Annotated in this window: 21 protein-coding genes; 8 read left to right on the top strand and 13 right to left on the bottom strand. The window is 72.0% G+C overall.

Annotated elements, in window-relative coordinates; translation table 11 throughout:
* Positions 1 to 22: 22 nt before the first annotated feature.
* The 7 genes from ACIOMQ_RS16380 to ACIOMQ_RS16410 all read right to left on the bottom strand — a co-directional run bounded on the left by ACIOMQ_RS16380 (position 23) and on the right by ACIOMQ_RS16410 (position 11242).
* Positions 23 to 1915: an ABC transporter ATP-binding protein gene (locus tag ACIOMQ_RS16380; protein WP_362206297.1), complete on the bottom strand. Its 1893-nt coding sequence runs from the start codon at positions 1913 to 1915 to the stop codon at positions 23 to 25.
* Between the two features lie 245 nt (positions 1916 to 2160).
* The gene (locus ACIOMQ_RS16385; protein ID WP_362206299.1) at positions 2161 to 3657 is read right to left on the bottom strand and encodes a citrate:proton symporter; all 1497 of its coding nucleotides are present in this window, start codon (positions 3655 to 3657) and stop codon (positions 2161 to 2163) included.
* A gap of 121 nt (positions 3658 to 3778) precedes the next feature.
* Positions 3779 to 6088, bottom strand: a complete 2310-nt coding sequence (locus tag ACIOMQ_RS16390) for a molybdopterin-dependent oxidoreductase (protein WP_402189249.1) — start codon at positions 6086 to 6088, stop codon at positions 3779 to 3781.
* Between the two features lie 233 nt (positions 6089 to 6321).
* On the bottom strand, positions 6322 to 6942 hold the full coding sequence (locus ACIOMQ_RS16395) for a TetR/AcrR family transcriptional regulator (RefSeq protein WP_362206301.1): 621 nt from the start codon (positions 6940 to 6942) through the stop codon (positions 6322 to 6324).
* Between the two features lie 48 nt (positions 6943 to 6990).
* Positions 6991 to 8274 carry a hypothetical protein gene (locus ACIOMQ_RS16400; protein WP_362206302.1) on the bottom strand — a complete coding sequence of 428 codons (1284 nt, stop codon included), beginning with the start codon at positions 8272 to 8274 and terminating at the stop codon, positions 6991 to 6993.
* Positions 8271 to 9119, bottom strand: coding sequence for a hypothetical protein (locus ACIOMQ_RS16405; protein WP_362206303.1), 849 nt, complete (start codon positions 9117 to 9119; stop codon positions 8271 to 8273). Before ACIOMQ_RS16405 ends, ACIOMQ_RS16400 begins: the two co-directional genes overlap by 4 nt.
* The gene (locus ACIOMQ_RS16410) at positions 9116 to 11242 is read right to left on the bottom strand and encodes a right-handed parallel beta-helix repeat-containing protein (protein WP_401938873.1); all 2127 of its coding nucleotides are present in this window, start codon (positions 11240 to 11242) and stop codon (positions 9116 to 9118) included. The genes ACIOMQ_RS16405 and ACIOMQ_RS16410 overlap by 4 nt, the downstream gene beginning before the upstream one ends.
* Positions 11243 to 11363: 121 nt before the next feature.
* Here ACIOMQ_RS16410 and hmgA point away from each other — a divergent pair, with 121 nt between their 5' ends.
* Together hmgA and ACIOMQ_RS16420 are read left to right on the top strand one after the other, a co-directional pair.
* Entirely contained in the window at positions 11364 to 12692 is a 1329-nt protein-coding gene (hmgA, locus tag ACIOMQ_RS16415; protein WP_401755285.1) for a homogentisate 1,2-dioxygenase, read from the top strand.
* A gap of 82 nt (positions 12693 to 12774) precedes the next feature.
* Complete coding sequence (locus ACIOMQ_RS16420) at positions 12775 to 13542, top strand: GntR family transcriptional regulator (protein ID WP_362206306.1); 768 nt, start codon at positions 12775 to 12777, stop codon at positions 13540 to 13542.
* 59 nt (positions 13543 to 13601) lie between these two features.
* Here the strand turns inward: ACIOMQ_RS16420 and ACIOMQ_RS16425 are convergent, their stop codons facing one another.
* On the bottom strand, positions 13602 to 14309 hold the full coding sequence (locus ACIOMQ_RS16425) for a TetR/AcrR family transcriptional regulator C-terminal domain-containing protein (protein ID WP_362206307.1): 708 nt from the start codon (positions 14307 to 14309) through the stop codon (positions 13602 to 13604).
* A gap of 63 nt (positions 14310 to 14372) precedes the next feature.
* On the opposite strand from ACIOMQ_RS16425, the gene ACIOMQ_RS16430 reads away from it, so the two are divergent.
* Both ACIOMQ_RS16430 and ACIOMQ_RS16435 read left to right on the top strand, forming a co-directional pair.
* On the top strand, positions 14373 to 15350 hold the full coding sequence (locus ACIOMQ_RS16430) for an ATP-binding cassette domain-containing protein (RefSeq protein WP_362206308.1): 978 nt from the start codon (positions 14373 to 14375) through the stop codon (positions 15348 to 15350).
* Between the two features lie 71 nt (positions 15351 to 15421).
* Positions 15422 to 16174, top strand: coding sequence for an ABC transporter permease (locus tag ACIOMQ_RS16435; protein ID WP_401267592.1), 753 nt, complete (start codon positions 15422 to 15424; stop codon positions 16172 to 16174).
* Here the strand turns inward: ACIOMQ_RS16435 and ACIOMQ_RS16440 are convergent.
* The 3 genes from ACIOMQ_RS16440 to ACIOMQ_RS16450 all read right to left on the bottom strand — a co-directional run bounded on the left by ACIOMQ_RS16440 (position 16153) and on the right by ACIOMQ_RS16450 (position 18570).
* Positions 16153 to 16791: a TetR/AcrR family transcriptional regulator gene (locus tag ACIOMQ_RS16440; RefSeq protein WP_401267539.1), complete on the bottom strand. Its 639-nt coding sequence runs from the start codon at positions 16789 to 16791 to the stop codon at positions 16153 to 16155. The two genes, ACIOMQ_RS16435 and ACIOMQ_RS16440, sit on opposite strands and share 22 nt — an antisense overlap.
* Positions 16792 to 17224: 433 nt before the next feature.
* Positions 17225 to 17488 carry a hypothetical protein gene (locus ACIOMQ_RS16445; protein ID WP_401267542.1) on the bottom strand — a complete coding sequence of 88 codons (264 nt, stop codon included), beginning with the start codon at positions 17486 to 17488 and terminating at the stop codon, positions 17225 to 17227.
* A 272-nt stretch (positions 17489 to 17760) separates the two neighbouring features.
* Positions 17761 to 18570, bottom strand: coding sequence for an SGNH/GDSL hydrolase family protein (locus ACIOMQ_RS16450; protein ID WP_362206311.1), 810 nt, complete (start codon positions 18568 to 18570; stop codon positions 17761 to 17763).
* Between the two features lie 235 nt (positions 18571 to 18805).
* Between ACIOMQ_RS16450 and ACIOMQ_RS16455 the strand changes: the two genes are divergently transcribed.
* Entirely contained in the window at positions 18806 to 19900 is a 1095-nt protein-coding gene (locus ACIOMQ_RS16455) for a DUF5925 domain-containing protein (protein WP_389801024.1), read from the top strand.
* Between the two features lie 141 nt (positions 19901 to 20041).
* On the opposite strand, the gene ACIOMQ_RS16460 is transcribed toward ACIOMQ_RS16455, so the two are convergent.
* Complete coding sequence (locus ACIOMQ_RS16460; RefSeq protein WP_362206313.1) at positions 20042 to 20419, bottom strand: GntR family transcriptional regulator; 378 nt, start codon at positions 20417 to 20419, stop codon at positions 20042 to 20044.
* 69 nt (positions 20420 to 20488) lie between these two features.
* Between ACIOMQ_RS16460 and ACIOMQ_RS16465 the strand changes: the two genes are divergently transcribed.
* Together ACIOMQ_RS16465 and ACIOMQ_RS16470 are read left to right on the top strand one after the other, a co-directional pair.
* On the top strand, positions 20489 to 21409 hold the full coding sequence (locus ACIOMQ_RS16465) for a GNAT family N-acetyltransferase (RefSeq protein WP_401755282.1): 921 nt from the start codon (positions 20489 to 20491) through the stop codon (positions 21407 to 21409).
* A complete protein-coding gene (locus ACIOMQ_RS16470) occupies positions 21390 to 21884 on the top strand; it encodes a DUF402 domain-containing protein (RefSeq protein ID WP_362206315.1) in 495 nt (164 codons plus the stop codon). The genes ACIOMQ_RS16465 and ACIOMQ_RS16470 overlap by 20 nt, the downstream gene beginning before the upstream one ends.
* A gap of 86 nt (positions 21885 to 21970) precedes the next feature.
* On the opposite strand, the gene ACIOMQ_RS16475 is transcribed toward ACIOMQ_RS16470, so the two are convergent.
* A complete protein-coding gene (locus ACIOMQ_RS16475; protein WP_402189252.1) occupies positions 21971 to 22951 on the bottom strand; it encodes a tyrosine-protein phosphatase in 981 nt (326 codons plus the stop codon).
* Between the two features lie 201 nt (positions 22952 to 23152).
* On the opposite strand from ACIOMQ_RS16475, the gene ACIOMQ_RS16480 reads away from it, so the two are divergent.
* On the top strand, positions 23153 to 24058 hold the full coding sequence (locus ACIOMQ_RS16480) for a GntR family transcriptional regulator (RefSeq protein WP_362206317.1): 906 nt from the start codon (positions 23153 to 23155) through the stop codon (positions 24056 to 24058).
* The last annotated feature ends 59 nt before the right edge of the window (positions 24059 to 24117 follow it).

Below are 24117 nucleotides of genomic sequence, written 5' to 3' on the forward strand. Positions count from 1 at the left end.
GACCGCCGGCGGCGGCCGTTTGTCAGCCGAGTTCCACTTCCGCGGGCTCCGCACCGGGGGTCTCGAACTGGGTGCGGTACAGCTCCTCGTACCGGCCGCCCGCCGCGAGGAGTTCTTCGTGGGTGCCCCGCTCCACGATCTGCCCGTTCTCCACGACCAGGATGAGGTCGGCCGCCCGTACGGTGGAGAGCCGGTGGGCGATCACCACCGCCGTGCGTCCCGCGAGGGCCTCGGTGAGCGCCTCCTGGACAGCCGCCTCGGAGGTGTTGTCCAGATGGGCGGTGGCCTCGTCGAGGATGACGACGCGCTGGCGGGCCAGGAGCAGCCGGGCGATGGTCAGCCGCTGGCGTTCGCCGCCGGAGAGCCGGTAGCCGCGTTCGCCGACAACAGTGTCGAGCCCGTCGGGCAGCGAGGCGACCAGACCGTCCAGGCGGGAGCGGCGCAGTGCGTCCCAGAGGTCCTCCTCGGTGGCTTCGGGCCGGGCGAGCAGGAGGTTGGCGCGGACCGACTCGTGGAAGAGGTGGCCGTCCTGGGTGACCATGCCGAGGGTGTCGCGCAGGGTGTCGGCGGACAGGTCGCGTACGTCGATGCCGCCGATGCGTACCGAGCCCTCGTCCGTGTCGTACAGGCGCGGCAGGAGTTGCGCGATGGTCGACTTGCCCGCGCCGGACGAGCCGACGAGGGCCACCGTCCGGCCGGGTTCGGCGCGGAAGGAGACCCCGCGCAGCACTTCGCCGCCGCCCCGGGTGTCGAGGGTCGCGACGTCTTCGAGCGAGGCGAGGGAGACCTTGTCGGCGGACGGGTATCCGAACCGCACCTGGTCGAACTCCACGGAGACCGGGCCGTCCGGGACCGCCCGTGCGTCCGGCTTCTGCTCGATGAGCGGCGTGAGGTCGAGGACTTCGAAGACCCGCTCGAAGCTGACGAGGGCGCTCATCACCTCGACGCGCGCCCCGGCCAGGGAGGTGAGCGGCGCGTACAGCCGGGTCAGCAGCAGGGCGAGGGCGACGACCGCGCCCGCGTCCAGCTGTCCGCGCAGCGCGTAGAACCCGCCGAGCCCGTAGACCAGGGCGAGCGCCAGCGCGGACACGAGGGTGAGGGCGGTGATGAACGCGGACTGGGCCATGGCCGTACGGACCCCGATGTCGCGCACGCGGCCCGCTCTGGCGGCGAACTCGGCGGACTCGTCGGCGGGGCGGCCGAAGAGCTTGATCAGTGTGGCGCCGGGTGCGGAGAAGCGCTCGGTCATCCGGGTGCCCATCGCGGCGTTGTGGGCCGCGGCTTCCCGCTGGAGCCGCGCCATCCTCGTACCCATGCGGCGTGCGGGCAGCACGAACACCGGCAGCAGCACCAGGGCGAGCGCGGTGATCTGCCAGGAGATGGAGAGCATGACGCCGAGGGTGAGGAGCAGCGTCACGACATTGCTGACGACGCCGGAGAGTGTGTTGCTGAAGGCGCGTTGGGCCCCGATGACGTCGTTGTTGAGGCGGCTGACGAGCGCGCCGGTGCGGGTGCGGGTGAAGAACGCGATCGGCATGCGCTGCACATGGTCGAAGACGGCCGTGCGCAGGTCGAGGATCAGCCCTTCGCCGAGGTTCGCCGAGAGCCAGCGGCCGGCCAGGCCGAGCGCGGCCTCCGCGACGGCGATCACGGCGATGAGCAGGGACAGCCGCGTGACCGTGTCCCCGTCCTCGCCGGCCACGATCGCGTTCACGACGCGTCCGGCCAGGACGGGGGTGGCGACCGCGAGCAGTGCCGTCGCCACGCTCAGAATCAGGAACAGGGCGACCCGGCGCCGGTGCGGGCGGGCGAACGCGGCGATGCGCCGCAGGGTGGTTCGGTCGAAGGGGCGTCGGTCCGCTTGCGCGTTCATGACGTTGTGGAGCTGCGTCCACGCGGTGGCTTCCATGCTCATGGGAAGGAACGTACGACCTCCAGTGGGCTTGAGGTCAATGCCCGTCCCAGGCAGTCGGCGTCGGACGCCGAAACCCGGAATGCCCTTCGGCGGCGGGCAGATCCGGCGGCCGTGGCGGTCGGGCGCCTACCGGTACGCCGAGTAGGCGGCGAGCCGCGCCATCGGCACCGCCCCCTGCGCGCAGGCGAAGACGACGACGAGGCGCGGCAGCCGGCTCCGGCCGGGCTTCTGGGTACGGGCCGCGGTCAGATGATGCCGAAGAGGAGTCCGGCGCAGAGCACCACGAGTGAGGTGAGCGCGGCCCACTTGACGGTGAACCTGGTGTGGTCGCCGAATTCGACTTTCGCCATGCCTACGAGGACGTAGACGGCCGGGACCAGCGGGGACGACATGTGCAGGGGCTGGCCGACCAGGGAGGCGCGGGCGATCTCCAGCGGGGAGACGCCGTGGGCGGCACCGGCTTCGGCGAGGACGGGGACGACCCCGAAGTAGAAGCCGTCGTTGGACATGAAGTACGTCAGCGGAACGCTCAGGATGCCGGTGACGATCGCCATGTGCGGGCCCATGCCGTCGGGGATCGCGCCGACGAGCCAGTCGGCCATGTGGTCGACCATGCCGGTGCCGGAGAGGACGCCGGTGAAGACGGCGGCCGCGAAGACCATGCCGGAGACGTTGAGGACGTTGTCGGCGTGGGCGGCGATGCGGGCCCGCTGGTCGGGCATGTGGGGGAAGTTGACGGTGAGGGCGAGGGCCGCGCCGAGCAGGAAGAGCACCGGGATCGGCATCAGTTCCATGATCATCGCGGTGAGCAGGGCGACGGTGAGGCCCGCGTTGAACCAGTAGAGCCGGGGGCGCAGGGTGGCGCGGTGGGGGTCCAGCCCCTTGAAGCCCTCGCCGTCGTCCCCGCCGCCGTCCTCGTCCTTGCCCTCGCTCCTGTCCTTGTCCTCGTCCTTACCCCTGCCCCTGTCCTCGTTCTTGTCCTTGTCCGCACGCGCTTCCGCGCCCGTCGCCGCCCCCGTACCGGCTCCGCCGGAGTTCTTGCGGGTACGGCCGCCGCCGCCCGCCCCGACGAGCACCGTCTCCGGCTCCGTGGCCGTCTGCGCGGCCAGCGCCTCGTCGAGGGTGAGCATGCCGAGCCGCTTGCGCTCGCGCCGGCCCAGCACGACGGCCAGCAGCAGGACCGCGGCCAGTCCGACGCCGAGCGCCGGGATCATCGGGACGAAGATGTCGGCCGCGTCCAGCTTCAGCGCCGTGGCGGCACGGGCCGTCGGGCCGCCCCAGGGAAGGGTGTTCATGACGCCGTTCGCCGTGGCGGCGACACCGGTCATCACGACCAGGCTCATCTTGAGGCGCTTGTAGAGCGGGTACATCGCCGAGACCGTGATCATGAAGGTGGTGGAGCCGTCGCCGTCGAGCGAGACGATCGCGGCGAGCACCGCCGTACCGACGACGATCCGCATCGGGTCGGCCTTGCAGAAGCGCAGGATGCCCCGCACGATCGGGTCGAAGAGGCCGACATCGATCATCACGCCGAAGTAGACGATGGCGAACATCAGCATCGCGGCGGTCGGGGCCAGGTTGCCGACGCCCTCGATGACGTAGTCACCGAGCTTCGCACCCTGCCCGACGGCTACGCAGAACAGTGCGGGGATCAGGACCAGCGCCGCGATCGGCGACATCTTCTTCAGCATGATCAGGACCAGGAAGGTCGCGATCATGGCGAAGCCGAGGATTGTCAGCATGTGGGATACCTATCGTTCACCCTTGAACTCCCACCGGAGTCGGCGGTGCGGATGACGTTAGGGCGCGGCTCGCCGCGTTAACAAGATGTTGACACGCGAGCAATACGAGCAAAACCCCAGGTCAACATGGGGGTAATGAGGTGGGCGCAACCGGCGGCACCTCCGGGGGCGCGCCGTCGGACGCCGCGGCCGGGGTCACCGTCACCGGGATGCCGTTGAGCACGGCGGTGCCGGAGAGCGGGTCGAGCCGGGTGCCGTCGAGAAGCTGGTTGACGTTGACACCGGGGCGGGCCGCGGCGACGGACAGCCGGGTGCCGGGGCGGTCGTGCCCCCACCCGTGCGGGAGGCTCACCACTCCGGTCCGTATGCCCTCCGTGAGTTCGACCGGGACGGTCAGCGCGCCGCCGTCCGACGCGACCGCGGCCCGGCCGCCGTCCGTCAGCCCGAGCCGGGCCGCGTCGGCGGGATGGATCTGCAGGGTGCAGGTGTTCGAACCGCCGCTCAGCTCGGCGATGTTGTGCAGCCAGCTGTTGTTGGAGCGCAGATGGCGTCGGCCGACCAGCAGGAGGGTGTCCGGTCCGCGCCGGTCGGCCAGGGCGCGGCGGAGCCTCGGCAGATCGGCGGCGATCGGTGCGGGGAGGAGTTCGACGCGTCCGCTGCGGGTGGCGAGGACCTGCGGGAGGCGGGGGCGGAGCGGGCCGAGGTCGATGCCGTGCGGGTGGGCGAGCAGCCGTTCCAGGGTGAGGCCGTCGGGGTCGGTGCCGAAGCCCTCACCGTACGGGCCGAGGCGGAGTATCAGGTCGAGGCGGCGTTCGGGTCCGGTGCGGCCGGTCAGTGCGGCCGCGAGCCCGGCCGGGGCGCGGCCGTGCACGGGCGAGTGCGGGTCGGCGACGGCCCTGGTCAGCATCCGGTCGATGGCCAGGGCGTCGACGGCGGACGGGTCGGTTCCGTGCATCCCGGAAACGGCGAGGACGAGCCGGGCGAGGATCTCGCTCTCGTCGAGCAGACCGTCGCCGAGGGGGACGGCCGCGCGGGTGTACCGGACCTGGTTGCGCACGGCGAAGGCGTTGAACGCGAAGTCGAAGTGGGCGCTCTGCGAGGGGGGCGGCGGAGGCAGCACCACATGTGCGTGCCGCGAGGTCTCGTTGAGGTACGGGTCGACGCCGACCATGAAGTCGAGCCCGCCGAGGGCCCGGTCGAGCCGGTCGCCGTCGGGTGCGGAAAGCACGGGGTTGGCCGCGAGGACGATCAGGGCGCGGATCCGGCCCTCCCCCGGCGTCTCGATCTCCTCGGCGAGCGCGGCGAGGGGCAGTTCGCCCTTGGCCTCGGGGTGTCCGGAGACCCGGCTCGTCCAGCGCCCGAGGGAGAAACCCCGGCCCGGAGCGGCGGGGCGGGGAGCTCGGGCGGTGGCGGAGAGCGGGAAGAGCGCACCGCCGGGGCGGTCGAGGTTGCCGGTGAGGATGTTGAGGACGTCGACCAGCCAGCTGGCGAGGGTGCCGTGTTCGACGGTGCAGCTGCCGATGCGTCCGTAGACGGCCGCGGTGCGGGCCGCGGCCAGTTCGCGGGCGATCGTCCGGATGGTGCCGGCGTCCACGTCGCAGACCCCGGCGACCGCCTCGGGCGTGAACTCCCGCACCGCTTCGGCCACTTCGTCGATCCCGTCGACGTGGTCGGCGAGTGCGCCGGCCGCCGTGAGCTTCTCGTCGAAGAGGACGTGGGCGAGGGCGGCGAGGAGGAGGGCGTCGGTGCCGGGACGGATGGCGACGTGCCGGTCCGCGAGGCGGGCGGTGCGGGTGCGGCGCGGGTCGACGACGGTCAGGGTGCCGCCGCGGCGGCGCAGCGCCTTGAGCCTGCCGGGGAAGTCGGGGGCGGTGCAGAGGCTGCCGTTGGATTCGAGGGGGTTGGCGCCGAGGAGGAGCAGATGGCCGGTGCGGTCGAGGTCGGGCACCGGGATGGCGTTCGGGTCGCCGAAGAGCAGTCCGCTGGAGACGTGCTTGGGCATCTGGTCGAGGGTGCTCGCGGTGAACAGGGAGCGCGTGCGGAGGGCGGAGAGCAGGGCGGGCGGGTAGAGCGCGCCGGCCATGGTGTGCACGTTCGGGTTGCCGAGGACGACACCGACGGACTGCTGCCCGTGCTCTTCGGCCAGCGCGGGCACCGCGCGGGCGATCGCGTCGAACGCCTCGCTCCAACCGGCCTTCTCCAGAACGCCGTTCCTGCGCACGAGCGGAGTGCGCAACCGGTCGGGGTCCGCGTCGAGCCCGCCGATGGACGCGCCCTTGGGGCAGATGAAGCCGCGGCTGAGGACATCGTCCCGGTCGCCCCGGGCGCCGGTGACCCGGGTTCCCTCGATGGTGAGGGTGAGTCCGCAGGTGGCCTCGCAGAGCGGGCAGATGCGCAGGGCGGTACGGGGGCTGCTGGAGTCGTGCGACATGGGCCCTCCCCGGGGCGGCGGCAGCGGTGGCACGCGTACATGGGCAAGCGGAGCCGAGCATACCGACCGGTACGCATGGCGGGGAGGTGTTGCGGTGACGGTATTTCCGGGCCTTGCGACGGGGATGCGGCGGTACGGGGTGCGGCAGTACGCAGTACGGGGCGTGCGGCAGCCGAGAGGGGGCGGGGCGTGCGGCCGTCGGGGGCGCCGGGCGTGGGGCGAGGCCCTCGTGGTCAGTCCAGGACGTGTGCGAGGTAGGCCCGGAGCAGGACGCGGGTCTCGGCGACGATCGCCCGGTCGCCCGACGGGTCGGCGCGGAAGGCGAGTTGGAGCAGCGCGTCGGCGGCCTCGACGCAGACCAGGATCGCCCGGAGCAGCTCCTCGTCGGGGGCGCGGCCGAGGTGCCCGGAGAGCAGTTCGGTGAGCCGGCCCGCGACCCGGTGGTTGGCGTCGTCGGCCGGGTCGTCGCCGGGGGCGGGTGAGCCGAAGTCGACGAGGGCGAAGCCGGCCACGGAGCGCTTCATCGCCAGGTACTCGTCCAGGACGGCATCGATGGCGTTGCGCCAGTCGGCGGCCGCGATGGCGGCGAGGCGGGCGGTGACGCGTTCGGCGTAGCTGTCCAGGTTGCGCCGGGCGAGCGCGTCGGTCAGCGCGCGCTTGTTGGAGAAGAACCGGTAGACGGAGCCGATGGGGACCTCGGCGCGGACGGCGACGGCCCGGGTGGACAGCTGCTCGTAGCCGGTCTCGTCGAGGAGTTCGGCGCAGGCGTCGAGTATCCGGGCGAGGCGTTCGGCGCTGCGCTGCTGCACGGGGGCGCGGCGGAGGTTCGTGTTCGCATGGGGCACGGGCTCCATGATGCCGTGGGTCTCCGTCGCGGTGGCCGGTCGGTGCGTGCGCGGCCGTCACGCGATGAGCAGGGACAGCCCGCCGATGGTGTACGTGATCATCAGGGCCAGCAGCGGGAGGTGTCCGGCGACGGCGCGCCCGGCGGGGAAGAGGCGTACCGACCTGTCGTGCGCCGCGATGACGCCGAGTACATGGCCGAGGACGATCGCGGCGACCTGGAGCGTGGCGACGCCGCCCGGACCGAGGGGCGGCTCGGGCGGGACGGGATTGTCGGTGCCGGATGCCACCATGACGGTGCGTGGTCCTTCGGTGACGAAGAGCGTGAAGTAGTGGGCGACGAGGTAGCCGAGGGCGATCGGGACGAGCGCGTGTGCGAAGGAGGTGAGGGGGGTGCGGATGTGACCGGAGATCAGCCGGGTGGCGCCGGCGCAGAGGGCGTAGAGGGTGGCGACGAGAGCGGCGGCGCCCAGGAGTCCGAGCGTGGCCGTGGTGGTGCGGCCCAGGGGTGAGGTCTGGACGGTGGTGATCCAGGAGGGGGCGTCGGAGAAGCCGTCGTAGGCGGTGGAGCCGAGCATGACGCAGACGGTGGCGGCGAGGCCGGGGGTCTGCGGGGTGGCGTCGAGTCCGTTGAACGGGGAGCGGAGTACGAGCCGGCGGTCGGCGGGGCGGCGGCCGAGAGGGGAGAGCCGGGCGAGCAGCCCCGAGTAGACCTCGAAGGCGTCCGCGTGGTCGAACCATGCGGCGCCGTGGCGGGCGGCGCCTGCGAGGTGGACGGCGGCGTAGAGGGAGAGGAAGAGCAGGAGGGCGGTGGTCGACGCGGGGTCGGGGGCCACGAGTTCGAGCCAGGTGAAGGCGAGGAGCCCGGCCGCGGCGGGCCGCAGGCCGAGACGTGCGGGAAGGGGGCGGCCCGCGGCCGGGTCGCGGCCGAGTGCGCGGCAGCCGAGGAGGTGGACGGTTCGCAGGGGGTTGAGCAGTCGCCAGACGGGGCCGAGAAGCAGTGAGGCGGGGACGAGCCCGACCCAGAGGAGTACGTAGACGGCGCCGGGGGCCGGGTTGCGGCCGGGGTCGTCGGGTCCGAGAAGGAGGTGAACCATGACGAACAGCGCGGCGGCGAGCCCGAGTACGCGCAGGGCGGTACGGGTGGGGCGGGCGTCGGCGAGGCGCTGGACGGCGGCCGGGAGCGGGCGGCCGGCCCGGTCGCCGCGGAACCGGGAGGAGGACCAGAGCAGGCCGAGCGCGAGAAAGGAGACGAAGAGCGCGGCGAAGGCACCGGCGAAGGCGTAGAAGGGGGACAGCGGAAGGTCGTGCTGGGCGCCGATGCCATGGGCGAGGACGCTCACCGTACGACGAGTTGGGTCAGGAGCAGGTCGGACTCATGGGTCTCGACCTCGAAGAGCCCGGTGCGGTCGGCGGTGAACGTGAGGGTGACGGTCTTTCCCGCGGGCAGCCGGGCCTCCTTGTCGTAGCCGTGGACGTGGAGGGTGTCGGCCCGGTCGCTGCGGACCCGGAGTTCGATGATCCGGCCCTTCGCGATCTCGGTGCGGCCGGGGGCGGGGCCGACCCTGCCGTGGGAGACGGTGATTTCCACGGTCGTGTCGGGCCGGGGCGTCTCCGGTCGGTGTGCCGCGGGGGCGGTGGGGCGTGCGGAGGCGGTGGCGAGGGAGGTGGTGGCCTGGATCGGGGCGGCGTCCACGGCCCAGGCGGTGTGGTCGTCCGCATAGAGCCGGGCGGTGAGGCCGGTGCCGCCGCCGGCACCGTGGACGAGGGCGGCGGGGAGGTGGTACCAGGAGCCGTATACCCGGGCGAGGGGGTGGCCGTCGAGGAAGAGGCGGGCGTGGCCGCGCCCGAGGAGAGCCGCGCCGCCCACGCTGTCCGGGGTGAACCTGAAGTTCCGTACGGAGACATGGACGTTCCAGCCGTCCTCGGAGTCCGGCCGTACGGCGATCGTCACCGCGGGGGCGCCCTCGGCGTCGACCTGGCGCAGCCGGTGGCCCGCGCCGTCGTCGGCGGTGAGGAGCCGGCCGACGCCGCCGGTGGCCTGCTCGTGGCTGGTGCCGGGCTTGTGGTGGGTGGTGGCCCGCCCGCCGCAGGCGCTCGCACCGAACACGAGGGCACCCGCGGTGAGCACGGTGACGGCCGCGACACCCGGCCGGGCGAGCCACGCTCGCGTGCGGGAACGCTTCACGATCCGTCTCCTTCCCGGGTGGGGGCCGGAGCAGCGGGGTCCCGGCCGGGCGCCGGGCCGGCGACCGCGCCCACCCCGGTGTCCGGGGCAGCGCCCTCCTGCGACGCTCCCCGGTCGCCCGGCGTTTCCCGTTCGCCGTGCCGGGCGGCGGCCACGACGGCCCAGACCACCCAGATCATCCCGAGCAGTCCCCGCACCCAGGCCGGGCCGAGCGGGATCCACGGGATCATGAAGACGGCCTTGTCGACGGCGTCGAGCAGGGTGAGGGCGCCCAGGACCACCGTGGTCCAGCCCAGCCAGGGCCGTGCGCCCCGCAGCACCAGCCCGGTACCGGTCCACCACACCCCGGTCAGCAGCAGGGCCAGCGCGGGCACATGGGTGGCGTCCAGCCCCATGGTCGATCCGGCCACGTCCAGCCCGAGGCCGACCGCGCCGAGCACCGCGACCGCGGTGGCGAGCCGGCTGTGCCGCAGGCGGCGCCACCACAGCACCCCGCCGACCAGTGCGAGCACCAGGGCGGCGCCCAGCGCGATCTGCACCTCGATGCGCTCGATGCCCCGTGCTCCGTACCAGTCGCAGCCGGCCGGCAGCCGTCGTGCCTGCACGTTGTAGTCGGCGCAGACCAGCAGTTTGGCCAGCTTGACCGGTTCGCCGGCGAGCCGGTCCGGGTGCCCGGAGACGGCGCCGCGCTCGGAGCCGCAGGTGGGCAGGGCACCCGGGGAGGAGGGCCCGGTGTCCGACTGCCAGCAGTTGCCGTCGCCCTGGCCGTCCCACCACACATCGGTGCGGTTGGGCCGGGAGTTGCCCGCCCTGTCCGTGCCGAGGTGATTGCCCGCGTACCGGTTGTGGTGGGAGGTGTCGGTCTGCCTGGACAGCGCGTTCTCGCCGCGGATGAAGGCGGGGACGGCGCTCAGGAAGAAGGCGGCGCGCTGCTGCCCGTAGATCCAGTTGTTCTCGTACAGGTTCCAGTTGCCGCCCGCGGTGATGATGCCGGTGCCCGGCGGCATGGAGATCTGCGGGCAGACGACCCCCTCCTCGTAGCCGCGGTCCACGGGCGGCTTGGCGCAGGTTCCGTCGGCGACGTACGGGTAGTAGTCGGCGTTGTTGTCGTGGATCAGGTTGCGTTCGAAGCGGGCGTGGTTCTGCGGGAGTCCGGGGTGGCCGGGGAAGGCGCTGTCCATCGAGGCGCCGCCCATGTTGTGGTCGAACTCGTTGTCGTGGACGTGGACGGAGTCGCCCGCGGTGCCGGAGTAGCCGACCATGTTGTGGTGGCTGCGGCAGCCGGTGATCTCGATCGAGTAGCGCGGGACCTCGTAGCCGTACCCGTCGTTGATGTCGGACGCGCTGCCGGGGTAGATGCCGGAGTCGCCGTTCCCGTACGACTCGCAGTTCTTGTACAGCCCGTGGTCGCTGGCGAAGGTCAGGAAGCCGTACTCGTCGTTCCACCGGGTGAGGACGTCGTCGATGACGAAGCCGTCCTGGGCCAGGACGTACAGGGAGTTGAAGGTGGTGCGCTGCGCGGTGAAGTTCTTGAAGTAGATGCCGTCGGAACCGTCCGCGCGGATCGCGTTGAGCTTCTGGTACTTGGCGTCGATGACGACATCCGTGCGCTCGGCGCCGGTCCCCTCGATCTGGAGGTCCTTCTTGCCGAGGATCGCCACCAGGTTCTGGTTGTGCGGGCACCGCGCCTGCTGCGCGTAGGACAGGATCTGGTAGCCGAGTCTGGAGTCGGGCGCCTTCAGCCGGGCGCACTCCCCCGCCGGCTCGGGCAGCGAGGGCTCCTCCTCGTACAGGCCGGGCAGGATCGCGATGTTCACGCCGGGCCCGCCGACCGCGTCGACGGCCTGCTGCAGATGGCGGTAGCCGGACTTCTGGCACCGGTCGAACAGCTTCAGGTTCCGGGCCCGCAACCCGTCCGGGAAGCCGGATACGCGGCGCTCGAAGTCCGCCCGGTCGCTCTTGCAGACCAGCAGATCCGGCTCGCCTGTGCGGTACACGGGGACACTGCCGGTTCCGTCGGGCAGGGTGACCGGGCGTTCCTCGTGCGCCTGGACGGCCGGGGCCGCGAGGAGGGTGGCGGCGAGCGCCGCCAGGACCGCCAGAAGTCTTCGTGTCCATGACATGTGCGGGAGAGTAGAGCATTGTTCAACTTATGGAACCCCCCATGCACGACGAATGCCGTTGACGCGCCCCGATCCGATTCCTACGGTTGTCCATAGGATTTCTTCGGCACCGGGAGCGCACATGAGCGGCATCGAGCAGGCGAGGAAGACGGCGGAAGGGCTTGGGTATTCCGCCGGTTTCGGCAATCAACACAGCTCGGAGGCGGTGCCGGGAGCCCTGCCGCACGGCCGCAACTCACCTCAGCGGGCGCCCCTCGGGCTCTACGCGGAGCAGTTGAGCGGCTCGGCCTTCACCGAACCGCGGGTGCACAACCACCGTTCCTGGCTCTACCGGATCCGCCCGTCCGCCGTTCATCCCCCCTTCGTCCGCATCGGCAACGGCGGGATCCGGACAGCCCCGTTCACCGAATCCGTGCCCGACCCCAACCGGCTGCGCTGGGACCCGCTCCCCGAGCCCGCGGCCGGGACGGACTTCCTGGCCGGCCTGTGGACCCTCGGCGGCAACGGCGACGCGACGCAGCGCACCGGCATGGCCGTGCACCTCTACCACGCCGACTCGTCCATGACCGACCGGGTGTTCAGCGACGCGGACGGCGAGCTGCTGATCGTCCCGGAGCGGGGCGGCCTGCTGCTCCGTACCGAACTGGGCCTGCTGCGCGCCGAACCGGGGCACGTCGCGCTGATCCCGCGCGGCGTCCGGTTCCGTGTGGAGCTGCTCGACGCCACCGCCCGCGGCTACGTCTGCGAGAACTACGGCCGGCCGTTCACCCTCCCCGACCTCGGCCCGATCGGCGCCAACGGCCTGGCGAACGCCCGGGACTTCCTCGCCCCCGTCGCCGCGTACGAGGACGACGACCGCCCGGTGGAGGTGGTCAACAAGTTCTGCGGGAACCTCTGGTCCGCGACCTATGACCACTCGCCGCTCGATGTGGTCGCCTGGCACGGCAACCACACTCCGTACGTCTACGACCTGCACCGCTTCAATGTCATCGGCTCGATCAGCTACGACCACCCCGACCCGTCGATCTTCACGGTGCTGACCTCGCCGTCCGACACCCCCGGCCTGGCCGGTGTCGATTTCGTCGTCTTCGCGCCGCGCTGGCTGGTCGGCGAGGACACCTTCCGGCCGCCGTACTTCCACCGCAATGTGATGAGCGAGTACATGGGCCTGATCGAGGGCGCGTACGACGCCAAGACGGCCGGCAAGGGCGGCTTCGTCCCGGGTGGCGGTTCGCTCCACAACATGATGTCGGCGCACGGCCCGGACCGGGAGACCTTCGACCGGGCGAGCGAGACGGAGCTGAAGCCGCAGAAGATCGACGACGGGCTGGCCTTCATGTTCGAGACCCGCTGGCCGGTGACGGCGACCGGGCAGGCGGCGACCGCCGGCCATCTGCAGCGTGGCTACGACGACGTGTGGCAGGGTCTGAGCAGCAACTTCAGGCCGTAGGCAACGACGCCGCTTCCCGGCCCCGCGTCGTCGCGTCCGCTGTGTCGCAGTACGGAGAGACCAGGTGACCCAGGTGCCTCAGATGCCCAAGACGCCCCAGAGGCATGCCTTCGCCCCCGATTCGCTGGTCCTGAACCGCAAACTGCCGCTGTGGTACCAGGTCTCGCAGTCGTTGCGCGCCTCGATACTGGGCCGCACCGAGGACGCCTCGGCGCGGCTGCCGACCGAGGAGCAGCTCGCCGCGCATTACGGCGTGAGCGTCCTGACGATGCGTCAGGCCCTCAAGGAGCTGGAGGCGGAGGGGCTGATCAGCAGGCACCGGCGGCGCGGCACCTTCATCGAGCCGCGCGCCCGCCGGGTGTCGCCGGTCCGGCTGCTGGGCTCGATCGACGCGATCGTGGCTCAGCAGTCGGGCGAACGGGCCGTGGTGCTCGGCCATGGCCCGGTCGCCGTGCCGGGCGATCTCGCCGAGTACTACCCCGACTGCGCGGAGGTGGTCAGCTACCGCAGGCTGCGCCGCGACGGGGACAGCGACGAGCCCACCAACTGGGCGGAGAACGCGGTGCATCCCGAGGTGGCGGCCCGGCTCGATGTCGCCGATCTCGAACGCTGGCCGATGACCAAGGTGCTGCGCGACCGGGTCGGTGTCCGGATCGCCCGCATCACCGACACGGTCGAGGCGCGCCTCGCCGACCCGGCCACCGCCGAACTCCTCCAGGTCCCGCTGCTGAGCCCGATCCTTTTCTACACGGGGGTGACGTACGACGAGAGCGGCCGTGTGGTGGACGTGGCACGGATCCGCTACCGGGGCGACCGGTTCTCCTTCTCGGTCACCGTCGAGGCCCGCTGACCCCGCGGAAGCACCCCTGCAGTTCGCGCTGCTGCGACCGGGCACCCGGGGCCCGCGCGCTACCGGCCGAAGGAGTCCAGCACCCGGCGCAGCGCCCGGTCGAAGACGCCGTCCAGATCGATCGGCCCGGGGTCCTCGGCGAATCCCGCCGCCATCCGCGGATACTTCCCGGTCGCGATCTGGCTGACGAGGTAGCCGGTGCGCACGGCGTGCTCCTGCTCCTCGGACCAGGGCAGCGACCGACTGCGCTCGGCCGTGGCGATCTCGTTGGACACATAGGTGGTGACCACACTGGTGAGCATGGCGATGAGTTCCATCTTCTCGCCGAACCGCGCCTCGACCCCGTCCAGGCAGCTGAGCGTGTACTCCAGATACCGCAGGGCGTTCGGGCTGAAGCCGTACACGGGTGACATCAGCCGGGGCACCCAGGTGTGGCGGTGCATCATTTCGCGGGTCTGACGGGCCAGCGCGACGAGATCGGCGCGCCAGTCGCCGGAGGGCTCCGGGAACTCGTAGTCGGCGCTGACCGCGTCGAGCATCAGCTCGTACAGGTCCTCCTTGCGCGGCACGTAGTTGTAGAGCGACATGGTGCCGCAGCCCAGCTCCGCCGCCACCTTCCGCATGGACACCGCGTCGAAGCCCTCCGCATCGGCGATACGGACGGCGGCCGCCGCGATGTCGGCGCGACTGAACGCGGGCCTGGGGCCCCGGCCGGCACGTTCGGGGCGCGCCCAGATCACTTCGGGTACAGCGGGTCGCCCCACCATCGATCACCACCTTTTCCCTCATCGTAGTTACGTACACCGTACGTAGTGCGCTACGGTGGCCGCATGGCAACTACGTACGCTGTACTTAGTAAAGGTCTGGAGAAGCGCTACGGCGACGTCCACGCGCTGCGGGGGCTCGATCTCGCGGTCGCCGAGGGCACCGTCTGCGGAGTGCTCGGGCCGAACGGCGCGGGCAAGACCACCGCCGTCCGGGTCCTCACCACGTTGACGCGCCCGGACGGCGGAAGCGCCCGGGTGGCGGGCCACGACGTGGTGCGCGAGGCGGGCACGGTGCGCGCGGCGATCGGCGTCACCGGGCAGAACACCTCGGTGGACGGCGAGCTGTCCGGCCGGCAGAACCTGCGGCTCTTCGCCAAGCTGCTCCGGTTCCGCGGCGCGGCCGCGCGCAGCCGCGCCGACGAGCTCCTGGAACGCTTCGAGCTGACGGAGGCCGCCGACCGCCCGGCCCGCACCTACTCGGGCGGCATGCGCCGCCGCCTCGACCTCGCGGCCAGCCTGCTGACCCGCCCCCGGGTGCTGTTCCTGGACGAGCCGACCACCGGACTCGACCCGCACAGCCGCAACCAGATCTGGGCGGCCGTACGGGAACTGGCCGACCGGGGCACGACCGTCCTGCTCACCACGCAGTACCTGGAGGAGGCCGATCAGCTGGCCGACGACATCGTGCTGATCGACCGGGGCCGGGCCGCGCACCGCGGCACCCCCGCCGAGCTGAAGGCCCGCATCGGCAGTTACACCGAGGTCGTCGTCTCCCACGAGTCGGCGCTGATCCCGGCGGCAGCCGTCCTCGATCAGCTCACCGGCGCCGCACCGGTGCTCGACCACGAACGCCGCACCGTGGGCGCCGTCGCGACCGACACCACGCTCACCCTCCCCCGCATCGTCCGCGAACTCGACGCGGCGGGCGTACCGCTGATCGACGCGAGCCTGCGCCCGCCGACGCTCGACGAGGTATTCCTCCGCCTGACCGGCCGCAACGACGGCCGCACCTCCCCGCCCCTGAAGGAGACGGCCGCATGAGCAGCATCGCACCGGTCCACGAGCCGACCGCCACGCCCGCCACGAGCACCCCGGTCGCCGACGCCCTGGCCATGCTGGGCCGCCATCTGCAGCGGATCAAGGCCGCACCGGGCGTCATGATCCTCACGCAGACCATGCCGATCACGATGCTGCTGTTCTTCGGCTACGTGTTCGGCAGCGCCCTGGCCATGCCCGGCCAGGAGTACCGCGCGCTCCTCGTGCCGGGCCTGCTGGCGGCGACGGCGGCCAACGGCATCATGGTCGGGATGTTCCAGGCGTCGCAGGACTGCGACCGCGGGGTGATGGACCGGTTCCGTACGCTGCCGATGAGCCGGCCCGCCGTACCGTTCGGCCAGACCGCCGCCGATCTGCTGACCACAGCCATCGGCATGATCCCGCTGATCCTGGTCGGACTCGCGGTCGGCTGGCGGATCGAGGGCGGTCCGCTCGCCGCCCTGGGCGCCTTCGGGCTGCTGCTGCTCCTGCGGTTCGCCACGTCGTGGATGGGCTGCTGGCTGGGCCTGCTGATCCGCAACGAGGAGGCCGCCGGCCAACTGGGCAGCGCCACCTTCATCCTGCCGCTGCTGTCGAATGCCTACATTCCGACCGACAATCTGCCGGGCTGGCTGCGGACGGTCGCGGAGTGGAACCCGATCAGCGCGATGGCGTCGGCCACCCGCGAACTGTTCGGCAACGCGTCCCCGGCCGCCGACGCCGCCTGGCCGGTCGCCCACCCGGTGGCGGGAACGCTCGCCTGGTCGGTGGTGCTCCTCGCGGTGTTCGCGCCGCTGGCCGTACGGAGTTACGCGCGCGGCGGCGAGTGACCGCCGCGCTCACCGGGCAGCGCGGCGGGCCGGTCCAGGGCGCCGAGCAGACCGACGAAGCTCGACTCGAGAAAGGCCGCGAGCTCCGTGAGCGCGTCCGGTTCGCCGAGCGGCCAGCTGGTGACGGCCTCCTCGGCGAACGCCATCCAGGCCCGCGCGGCGACCGGCAGCCGCGGCGAGTCCGGCATCCGCAGGCGCCGTTGGGCCTCCTCCACCCGCCGGGCGAGGGTGTCCCTGGTGCGCTCGACGATGTCCTCCGCCGCGGGCCGACTGCCGGAGGCGCCGCGCACCAGGGCGAGATACACCTTGCGGTGCTCCAGTACGTACGACACGAAACCGCTGATGAACGACCGCAGCCAGGGGACGGGCTCCAACGCGGGGTCCGGTTCCGTGGCTGCGGCGAAGCCGTCGCACTCCTGGCGCACCACGGCGCGGTAGAAGTCGCGCTTGGAGTCGAAGTAGTGGAAGAGCAGCCCCCGCGAGATACCGGCGCGGCGCGCCACCTCGTCCGTGGACAGCTCGTCCAGTGACCGGTCGGCGAGCATGTCCCGGCCGATGGCGACCAGCTGGGCCCTTCGTTCGTCGGGACTCAGGCGCGCGGCTCGCTTTTCGGACATGCGTACAGTCTAGAAGTACTTCGGCGCCGAATTATTTCGGCACACCATCCGGCCCGAGACCGGGGCGCTCCGGCCGCGACCGGGTCGGGAGCGAAGGGGCGAAGGGGCGAAGAGGCGAAGGGACAATAGAGGGACGCACGGAGCCGTTCGTGCGGGCACGCTTCCGCGGGCACGTTCACGCGAGTACGTTTCCGCCGGTCGCCGCGGCCGACGCGCCGCCATGGCGCGCCGGACCCGGCGCCCTCGCTCCGACGCCGGGCGGACACACCAAAGCGCTGCTGCGGGCTCCGGGGATGACGGGAGAGCCGGCAGCAGCGCTGCGCCGGGACAGTGCGATCGCCCGAGCGGTCCCGAGCGGGGGACCTGGACGACAAACCCTGGCCGGGGAGAGCCCGGGCGGTGGACCGTTGCGCGGTCGTGACGGGCCGTCCGATCAGTGGCGGCCACCGAAGAGCGAGCGGCGCAGTCGACGCAGCGGCGCGAAGAGGGAGACCCGCGCACTCTTGCTCCCACGGCGATGGGCGGCGTCGCGCGAGGTGAGCTCACGCATCAGCAGCGTCGCCTCCGCGGACTCCCGCTGCGGCACGGCGGGTCCGCCGAGCACCGCGAGATGGCGGTCGAGGCGCGAACTTGTCGCACTGCTCCCACATGTGATGGCAGGCACACGCGGCCTGCTGCGCATCGTTATCTGTTCCATGTCACTCCCCACCCGTACGAGGGCACCCGGCCCGGGCAGGTTAACCCTATCCCCCCGCGACGACACCCGTGTATCCCGGTCACAGGATTGAGCACACACATACGGAGGTTGACGACCCCACTCCCGATCCGCCCGATTCCAGGGCGAGTTGGACAGATCGGAAGTGGTTCACCACCGCCGATCGACGGAGTGCCGGACGGAGACCCCTGCGGACGGGGGCCTCCTACCCGCCGGACGACCGAACGGGCCCGGCGCACGCACGGCGGGAGAGGTCAGGCGGCCGAGGTGAGGACGGGCAGGTAGCCGCCCGACTGTCCGGCCGCGGTGGGGTGGTACGACTCGCCGATGTCGAGCCAGTTGAGACTGTGCAGCCAGGCGCTTCCGGAGCAGATCTCGTGCCCGGTGAACTTCCCGCTGACGTCGGCGAAGGTGAAGCCGTGGTCGGCGGCGCGCTTGGCGGTCGCCGCGTTGAGGTAGTCGGAGGCCCCGTTGATCGCGGTGCGCACCTTGTCACTCAGACCGACGACGCAGCTGCCGCCGATCTTGTAGAAGCGCGGGTAGCCGAGGACGACGACATGCGCGGACGGCGCCTTGGCGCGGATCGCCGAGTACACCGAGTCGAGGTTGCCGGGCAGCGTGGTGTCGACGAAGCTGCGGGCCGTGGCGATCCGGCTGAGACAGGTGGCCTCCGACTGGAGGACACAGGTGGTCATGACGTCGGCGAAGCCCGCGTCATTGCCGCCGATGGAGATCGAGACGAGGTCGGTCGAGGAGCTGAGCGGGCCGAGCTGACCGGACTTGACATCACCCGTACGGGCGCCCGAGCAAGCGGTGAAGGCGAAGGACGAGGGCGAGTTGGCGGCGGCCCAGAGCGCGGGATAGGCCTTGCTGCTGCGCTTGCAGTCCCCACTGGCGCTGTCGTAGCTGCCGGATCCGACCCCCGAGGAGTACGAGTCGCCGAGGGCTACGTAGTCGACGGCCTGGACAGACTGTGCGGCGTCGGCGGTGGCCGCTCCGGTCAGAGCCAGTACGGCACCGAGCAGGAGCGATGACGAGAACGCCACGAGTCTGGACATTTTCATGGAACCTCCCTTGGACCGACCGGCAGGATCTCCACCGGCCTGCCGTGTCCGTGGTAGCAGTACCCACACCCTCACCGGAAGTGTGCATGCCAAGTTGGTCCAATGAGTTCTTCCACGCGCCCCCTTGAAGCCGCGTCATGTCCGCGAGCGCCCCGTGCGAGCGGGGAAAGAAGGCGGGGAAGAAGGTGGTGAAACCCGGGTGCGCGGGGTGCCTTCGTGCCGGATCATGGGCGCCATGTCTGCCAACCCTGAGTCCGCTCTACCGATCCGGCTCACCGTCGACGACAGCGACTCCCCGTCCGATGTCGTCGACGCGCTGTTCCTCGGCCGCTTCGCGACGGGCGAGCAGCCGTACTCGCACAGCTCCTCCCTCGACCGCGTCAAGACCGGGGCCACTCTGCTGCCCCCGGCGGCCAAGGTGTTGCGCGCCGCCCGCGACGACGACCGCAGCGCCACGCTCGCCGAGGGCGACGGCTGGACCCTGCTCGTCTCGCGGTGGAACCGCGGCGCCGATGTCACGGTCACCGCGACCAGCCCGGAACTGGCGCAGCAGATCCTCGGCCAGGCGACGGACGGCGCCCGGGACGAACCGGAACCGCAGCCCGAGAACGTGACGATGGGCTTCTGGTACGTGTCGCCGCGCCGCGGTCCATACCGCACCACCCGGCAGATCGCCGCCGGCACCTGGGACGAGGTCCGCGACAACTACACGGCACCGGTGGCCGACGCGATGGGCCGGCTGATGAAGGTCACGCCCGACGACATCGCCGGCCGGCTGCTCCTGCTGCACGGCCCGCCCGGTACCGGCAAGACGTCCGCGCTGCGCACGCTCGCCCGCTCGTGGCGGGACTGGTGCCAGGTCGACTGCGTGCTCGATCCGGAGCGGCTGTTCAACGACGTCGGCTATCTGATGGACATCGCGATCGGTGAGGACGAGGGAACGGCCAAGGGCCGTTGGCGGCTGCTGCTCCTGGAGGACTGCGACGAGTTGATCCGCGGCGAGGCCAAGCACACGGCGGGCCAGGCGCTGTCCCGGCTGCTGAACCTCACGGACGGACTGCTGGGCCAGGGCCGCAACGTACTGGTGGGCGTCACCACCAACGAGGATCTGGAGCGGCTCCACCCGGCCGTGGTCAGGCCCGGCCGCTGCCTCGCCAGGATCGAGGTGGGCTCGCTGACCCGCAAGGAGGCGGTGGCCTGGCTGGGTACGGAGGAAGGGCTCGGCCGCGAGGGCGCCACGCTCGCCGAGCTGTACGCGCTGCGGCGGGGCAGCAGTCCCGCGTCGGTGCCGAAACAGGATTCCGGCGCGGACGCGGGTCTGTATCTCTGAGCCGCCCTTCGCCCCCGCCCGATGAGCGGGGAACGCCCTGCGAACCCGCCCGGCCGGCGAGGACGAACGGCCGCCGGACGGCCCCGACCACGACCGCGGCCCGGGCCCACCGCGCCTCGTCCCGCCTCACCGCGCCCCGTCTCACCTCACTGCGTACGCCGCCCGCAACGCGTCCTCGGCCAGGGACAGCGCGTCGGCCCGCGACAGCCCCAGCCGCCGCGCCTGCTGCGCGTACTCCTGTGCGGCGGCCGCCGCACGACGCTCCGCCGCATCACCGGCGGCGGCGACGAACGTGCCGTTGCGGCCACGGGTCTCGATCACCCCGTCGGCCTCCAGCGCCCGGTACGCCTTGGCGACGGTGTTCGCGGCGAGGCCGAGCTCCTCGGCGAAGGCGCGTACGGTCGGAAGCCGGAAACCGACGGGCAGCGCGCCGGAGCGGGCCAGTTCGGAGATCTGCGTCCGCAGTTGCTCGTACGGGGCGGTACCGGCATCCGGATCAAGGGCGATCTTCAGAGTCACGCGCCGATTGTCCCCCACCGCCGGAAAACCAGGGGCGGCCCGTACCGGCCCCCGCGTAACGTCCGGCCCATGACTGTCCTCGTTCGCGACTTCCTGCCCGCCGACGCGGAGGCCTGGGTGCAGGTCCGGCGTGCCGCACTCCCCTACATGGTGACGACTCCCGAGCAGGTCGCCTTCGACCTCGCCTCCGCCCCTCCCGACAAGCGCTACCGGCTGCTGGTCGCCGAAAGGGACGGGGAGCTGATCGGGACCGCGCAGGTCGGCCTCGCGCACGACAGCCCCGAACCCGGCCAGGCGTTCTGCAATCCGTACACGCGCCCGGACCGCACCGGGCGCGGGGCGGGTGGGCTGCTGCTCAGGACGGCCGAGGAGTATCTGGCACGGGAGGGCGCGCTCGCGGTCTACACATGGGTGCTCGACACCCCGTCGAACCGCGCGTTCGCCGAGAAGCGCGGCTACGCGCCGAGCCGCTCGGCGCACTTCCTCCACCTCGATCTGGCGGGCGGTTCGCTGCCGCCCCGCCAGGAACTCCCGGCGGGCGCCGAGTTGCGTACCGCCGCGGACTTCGCCGACGACCCACGCCCGCTCTTCGAGGCGGACGCGGAGACCACGGCCGACGAGCCGAGCGACACCCCGGCCGGACTGTCCGACTACGAGGACTGGCTCCGGCAGACCTGGCGCCGTCCCGGACTCGACCGCGAGCTCACCTCGGTCGTCGTGGTCGACGGGGAGGTGGCGGCGTTCAGCGCGGCGCAGACCGACGGCCTGACCCGCTACATGTCGGGGATGACCGGCACCCGCCGGGCGTACCGCAACCGGGGCCTGGCCAGGCTCGCCAAGAACGACTCGCTGCACCGGGCGCGCGCCGCCGGGTACACGGACGCGTACACCGGCAACGACGCGGAGAACGGCCCGATGCTGGCGGTCAACCGATGGTTCGGCTACGAGATCTGCGCCACGGAGGTGCGGTATGTCCGCAAGCTCGGCTGACGAGACGCTGGTGGTCGCACTGGTGAAGGCCGGGCGGACCAAGATCCGCTACCCGGCGGACGTGGTCCGTGCCGACGGCACCCGCGTGACGGTGCGTGCGCCGTGGGCGGCGCCGGGGGTACGGGACTTCGGCTTCGTGCGGTTCGAGCCCGGCGATGTGTTCACCGAGCACTACTGGCGCGACCGCTGGTTCGCCGTGAAGGAGGTCCGTACCGGCGCGGGCGAACTCAAGGGCTGGTACTGCGACATCACCCGTCCCGCCGTGCTGAGGGACGGTGAGCTGCTGGTCGAGGACCTCGACCTGGATCTGTGGGTGTCGGCGGACGGCACGTCCGTGCTCCGGCTGGACGAGGACGAGTTCGCCGAGAGCGGTCTCGCCGAACGCGATCCGGCGGCGGCCGGGGCGGCCCGCCGGGCGCTGGACGAGCTGGAACACCTGGCCCGCACGGAGGGTTTCGCGGCGCTGCTGGCCTGACCGGCAAAGGGACGCGTCCCGATTCCGGGCGGACCGCCCCACGGTGCGCCCGGAACCCGGTCGCCCACTCCCGCCGGCGGTCGGCGTCAGCGGTCGGCCGTCAGCACGGTGGCTGCGGCGGCGGGGACCGGCGCGGGGTCCTGGGCATGGACCGGCGCGGGCTTCTGCGCGGCGGCCCCGGGCCCTTGGACGAGGGCTGCCTTGGCCCGGAACGAGGCGATCACCGCGGCGTCGGCACCGCAGCCGCGCAGGAATGCCTCGGTGCCGCCGTGGCGAGTGCGGATGCCGTCCACGAAGGTGCGGATCGCCTCGGCGGGAGCCTCCAGCAGCGCGGGCGGGATCGACCGGTCACCGAGGGCCGTCCCGGCGGTGCTCCGGGCCACGCCCCCGCCGTTGGGCGCGCTCCGGTCCGCGGCACCGGCGTTGAGCGCGCCCCGGTCCGCGGCACCGGCGTTGAGCGCGCCCCGGTCCGCGGCACCGGCATTGAGCGCGCCCCGGTCCGCGGCACCGGCGTTGAGCGCGCTCCGGTCCGCGGCACCGGCCAGGGCGGCGAAGATCTGGGGCAGGGCGTCGGCGGTGCGCGCGTAGTCCTCGGCGATCTCGTCCAGCGGGACCCCGGCCAGGTCGAGCAGCAGGGCGACGAGCAGCCCGGTCCGGTCCTTGCCCGCGGCGCAGTGCACCAGGGTCGCGCCGGGGGCCGCCGCTGCCGTGACCGCGTCCGCGATCGCCCGGGGCGTAATCTCGGCCAGGGTGAGATAGAAGCGCCCGAGGTCCTCGGCGGTCCGCAGCGAGCGGGGATCGACCGCCTCCATCTCGGCGGAGGCGTCCAGCGGCGCCCACAGGACCCGGATGCCCGCTTCCGCCGCCGCGGCCCAGTCCGCGTCCGACCGCTCGGAGTCACCGCGCAGGTCCACGATCGTGCGGATGCCCCGTGCGCGCAGTTCCCGGACGGTGTCCTGATCTGCGGCGGGGAACGGCTGGGCGGAGCGGAAGAGGGTCGCGGGACATATCCGGTTGCGGTGGGAATCGGCCGTCAGGGCGGGGTCGCGGAAGTTCAGCAGGGGCACGGGGACCTCACAGGTGGTGCGGGAAGGACGTCGGGATGTCCAGCGACAGGCAAGACATCTAGATGTATAGATGCCATCGGCGCGGTTGCCGGGCCCTACGAGTGACGGGCACGTGAACATCCGCGAAATGACCGTGGTGCGACGGTCGGTGGGACGGGATCCGTGTCCGGGACGCCGCGCGGAGGTTCGTACTATCCAGGGGTGTCGAACCACCGAAGGACCAGTCCGCGCTATCTGCAGTTGGCCCGCCACATCCAGGAACGCATCGATGCCGGAGAGTTCCCGGCGGGCTCCCGGCTGCCGAGCGAGCCCGAGATGTGCGCCGAGTTCGGCGTCAACCGCCTGACCGTCCGCGAGGCCATTGCGGAGCTGGAGCGGGCCGCCGCCATCGAGATCCGGCGCGGCATCGGGACGTTCGTGCGCCCGCCCGTCGCCCGGGTGTCGATCGCGGTCGATCCGCGCAGCCAGCGGTTCGACATGGGCAGCACGCACGCCTCGCTGCCCGAGTCCACCGCCGGACCGGGCATGGACGTCCAGGAGACGGTCACCGCCGCCCTGCCCGCGGGTACCGCCACGGTCGACGAGGAGGCGGCACGCCATCTGGGCCGTCCCGTCGGCGTGCTGTCACGGGTGGAGACCGTGTTCTCCATCGGCTCGGAGACCTGGGGCATCAGCAGCTACTGGATGCCCTCCGCCCTGCTGCCCCGGGAACTCGCGGCGCCGGGACCGGTGGAGAACCTGGTCCGCGCCCTGGCCGACAGCGCCGGCATCACTCTGGAGTACGACTGGCGCGCCTTCAGCGCGGTCGGGGCCGACATCGGCGACGCCGACGTGCTGGGCGTACCGGCCGGGAGCCCCCTGCTCGTCCGCGAAGGCGTCAGTTGCACCCCCGACGGCGAGCCGGTGCTCTACGTCCGTCGCCGCATCCAGGGAGAACGCGCCCGCTTTGTGCTGAATTTCCGTGAGTCCGGCACGGCTCCGCCGTCCGGCCCCGCCGGTTCGGCCAGTTCTGCCGGATCGGCCGGATCGGCCAGCTCTGTCGGGTCGGCCGGATCGAACGGGTCGGCCGGTAAAGAGCGTGAGCCGGGGAAAACACAGCTCCCGTGATCACCAGCTGAATTACAGTGCTCAGGTCAGTTCCCGACCCGGTGACCTGAGAAGGAATC

The organism is Streptomyces sp. NPDC087845 (genome assembly GCF_044742755.1).
GTDB lineage: Bacteria > Actinomycetota > Actinomycetes > Streptomycetales > Streptomycetaceae > Streptomyces.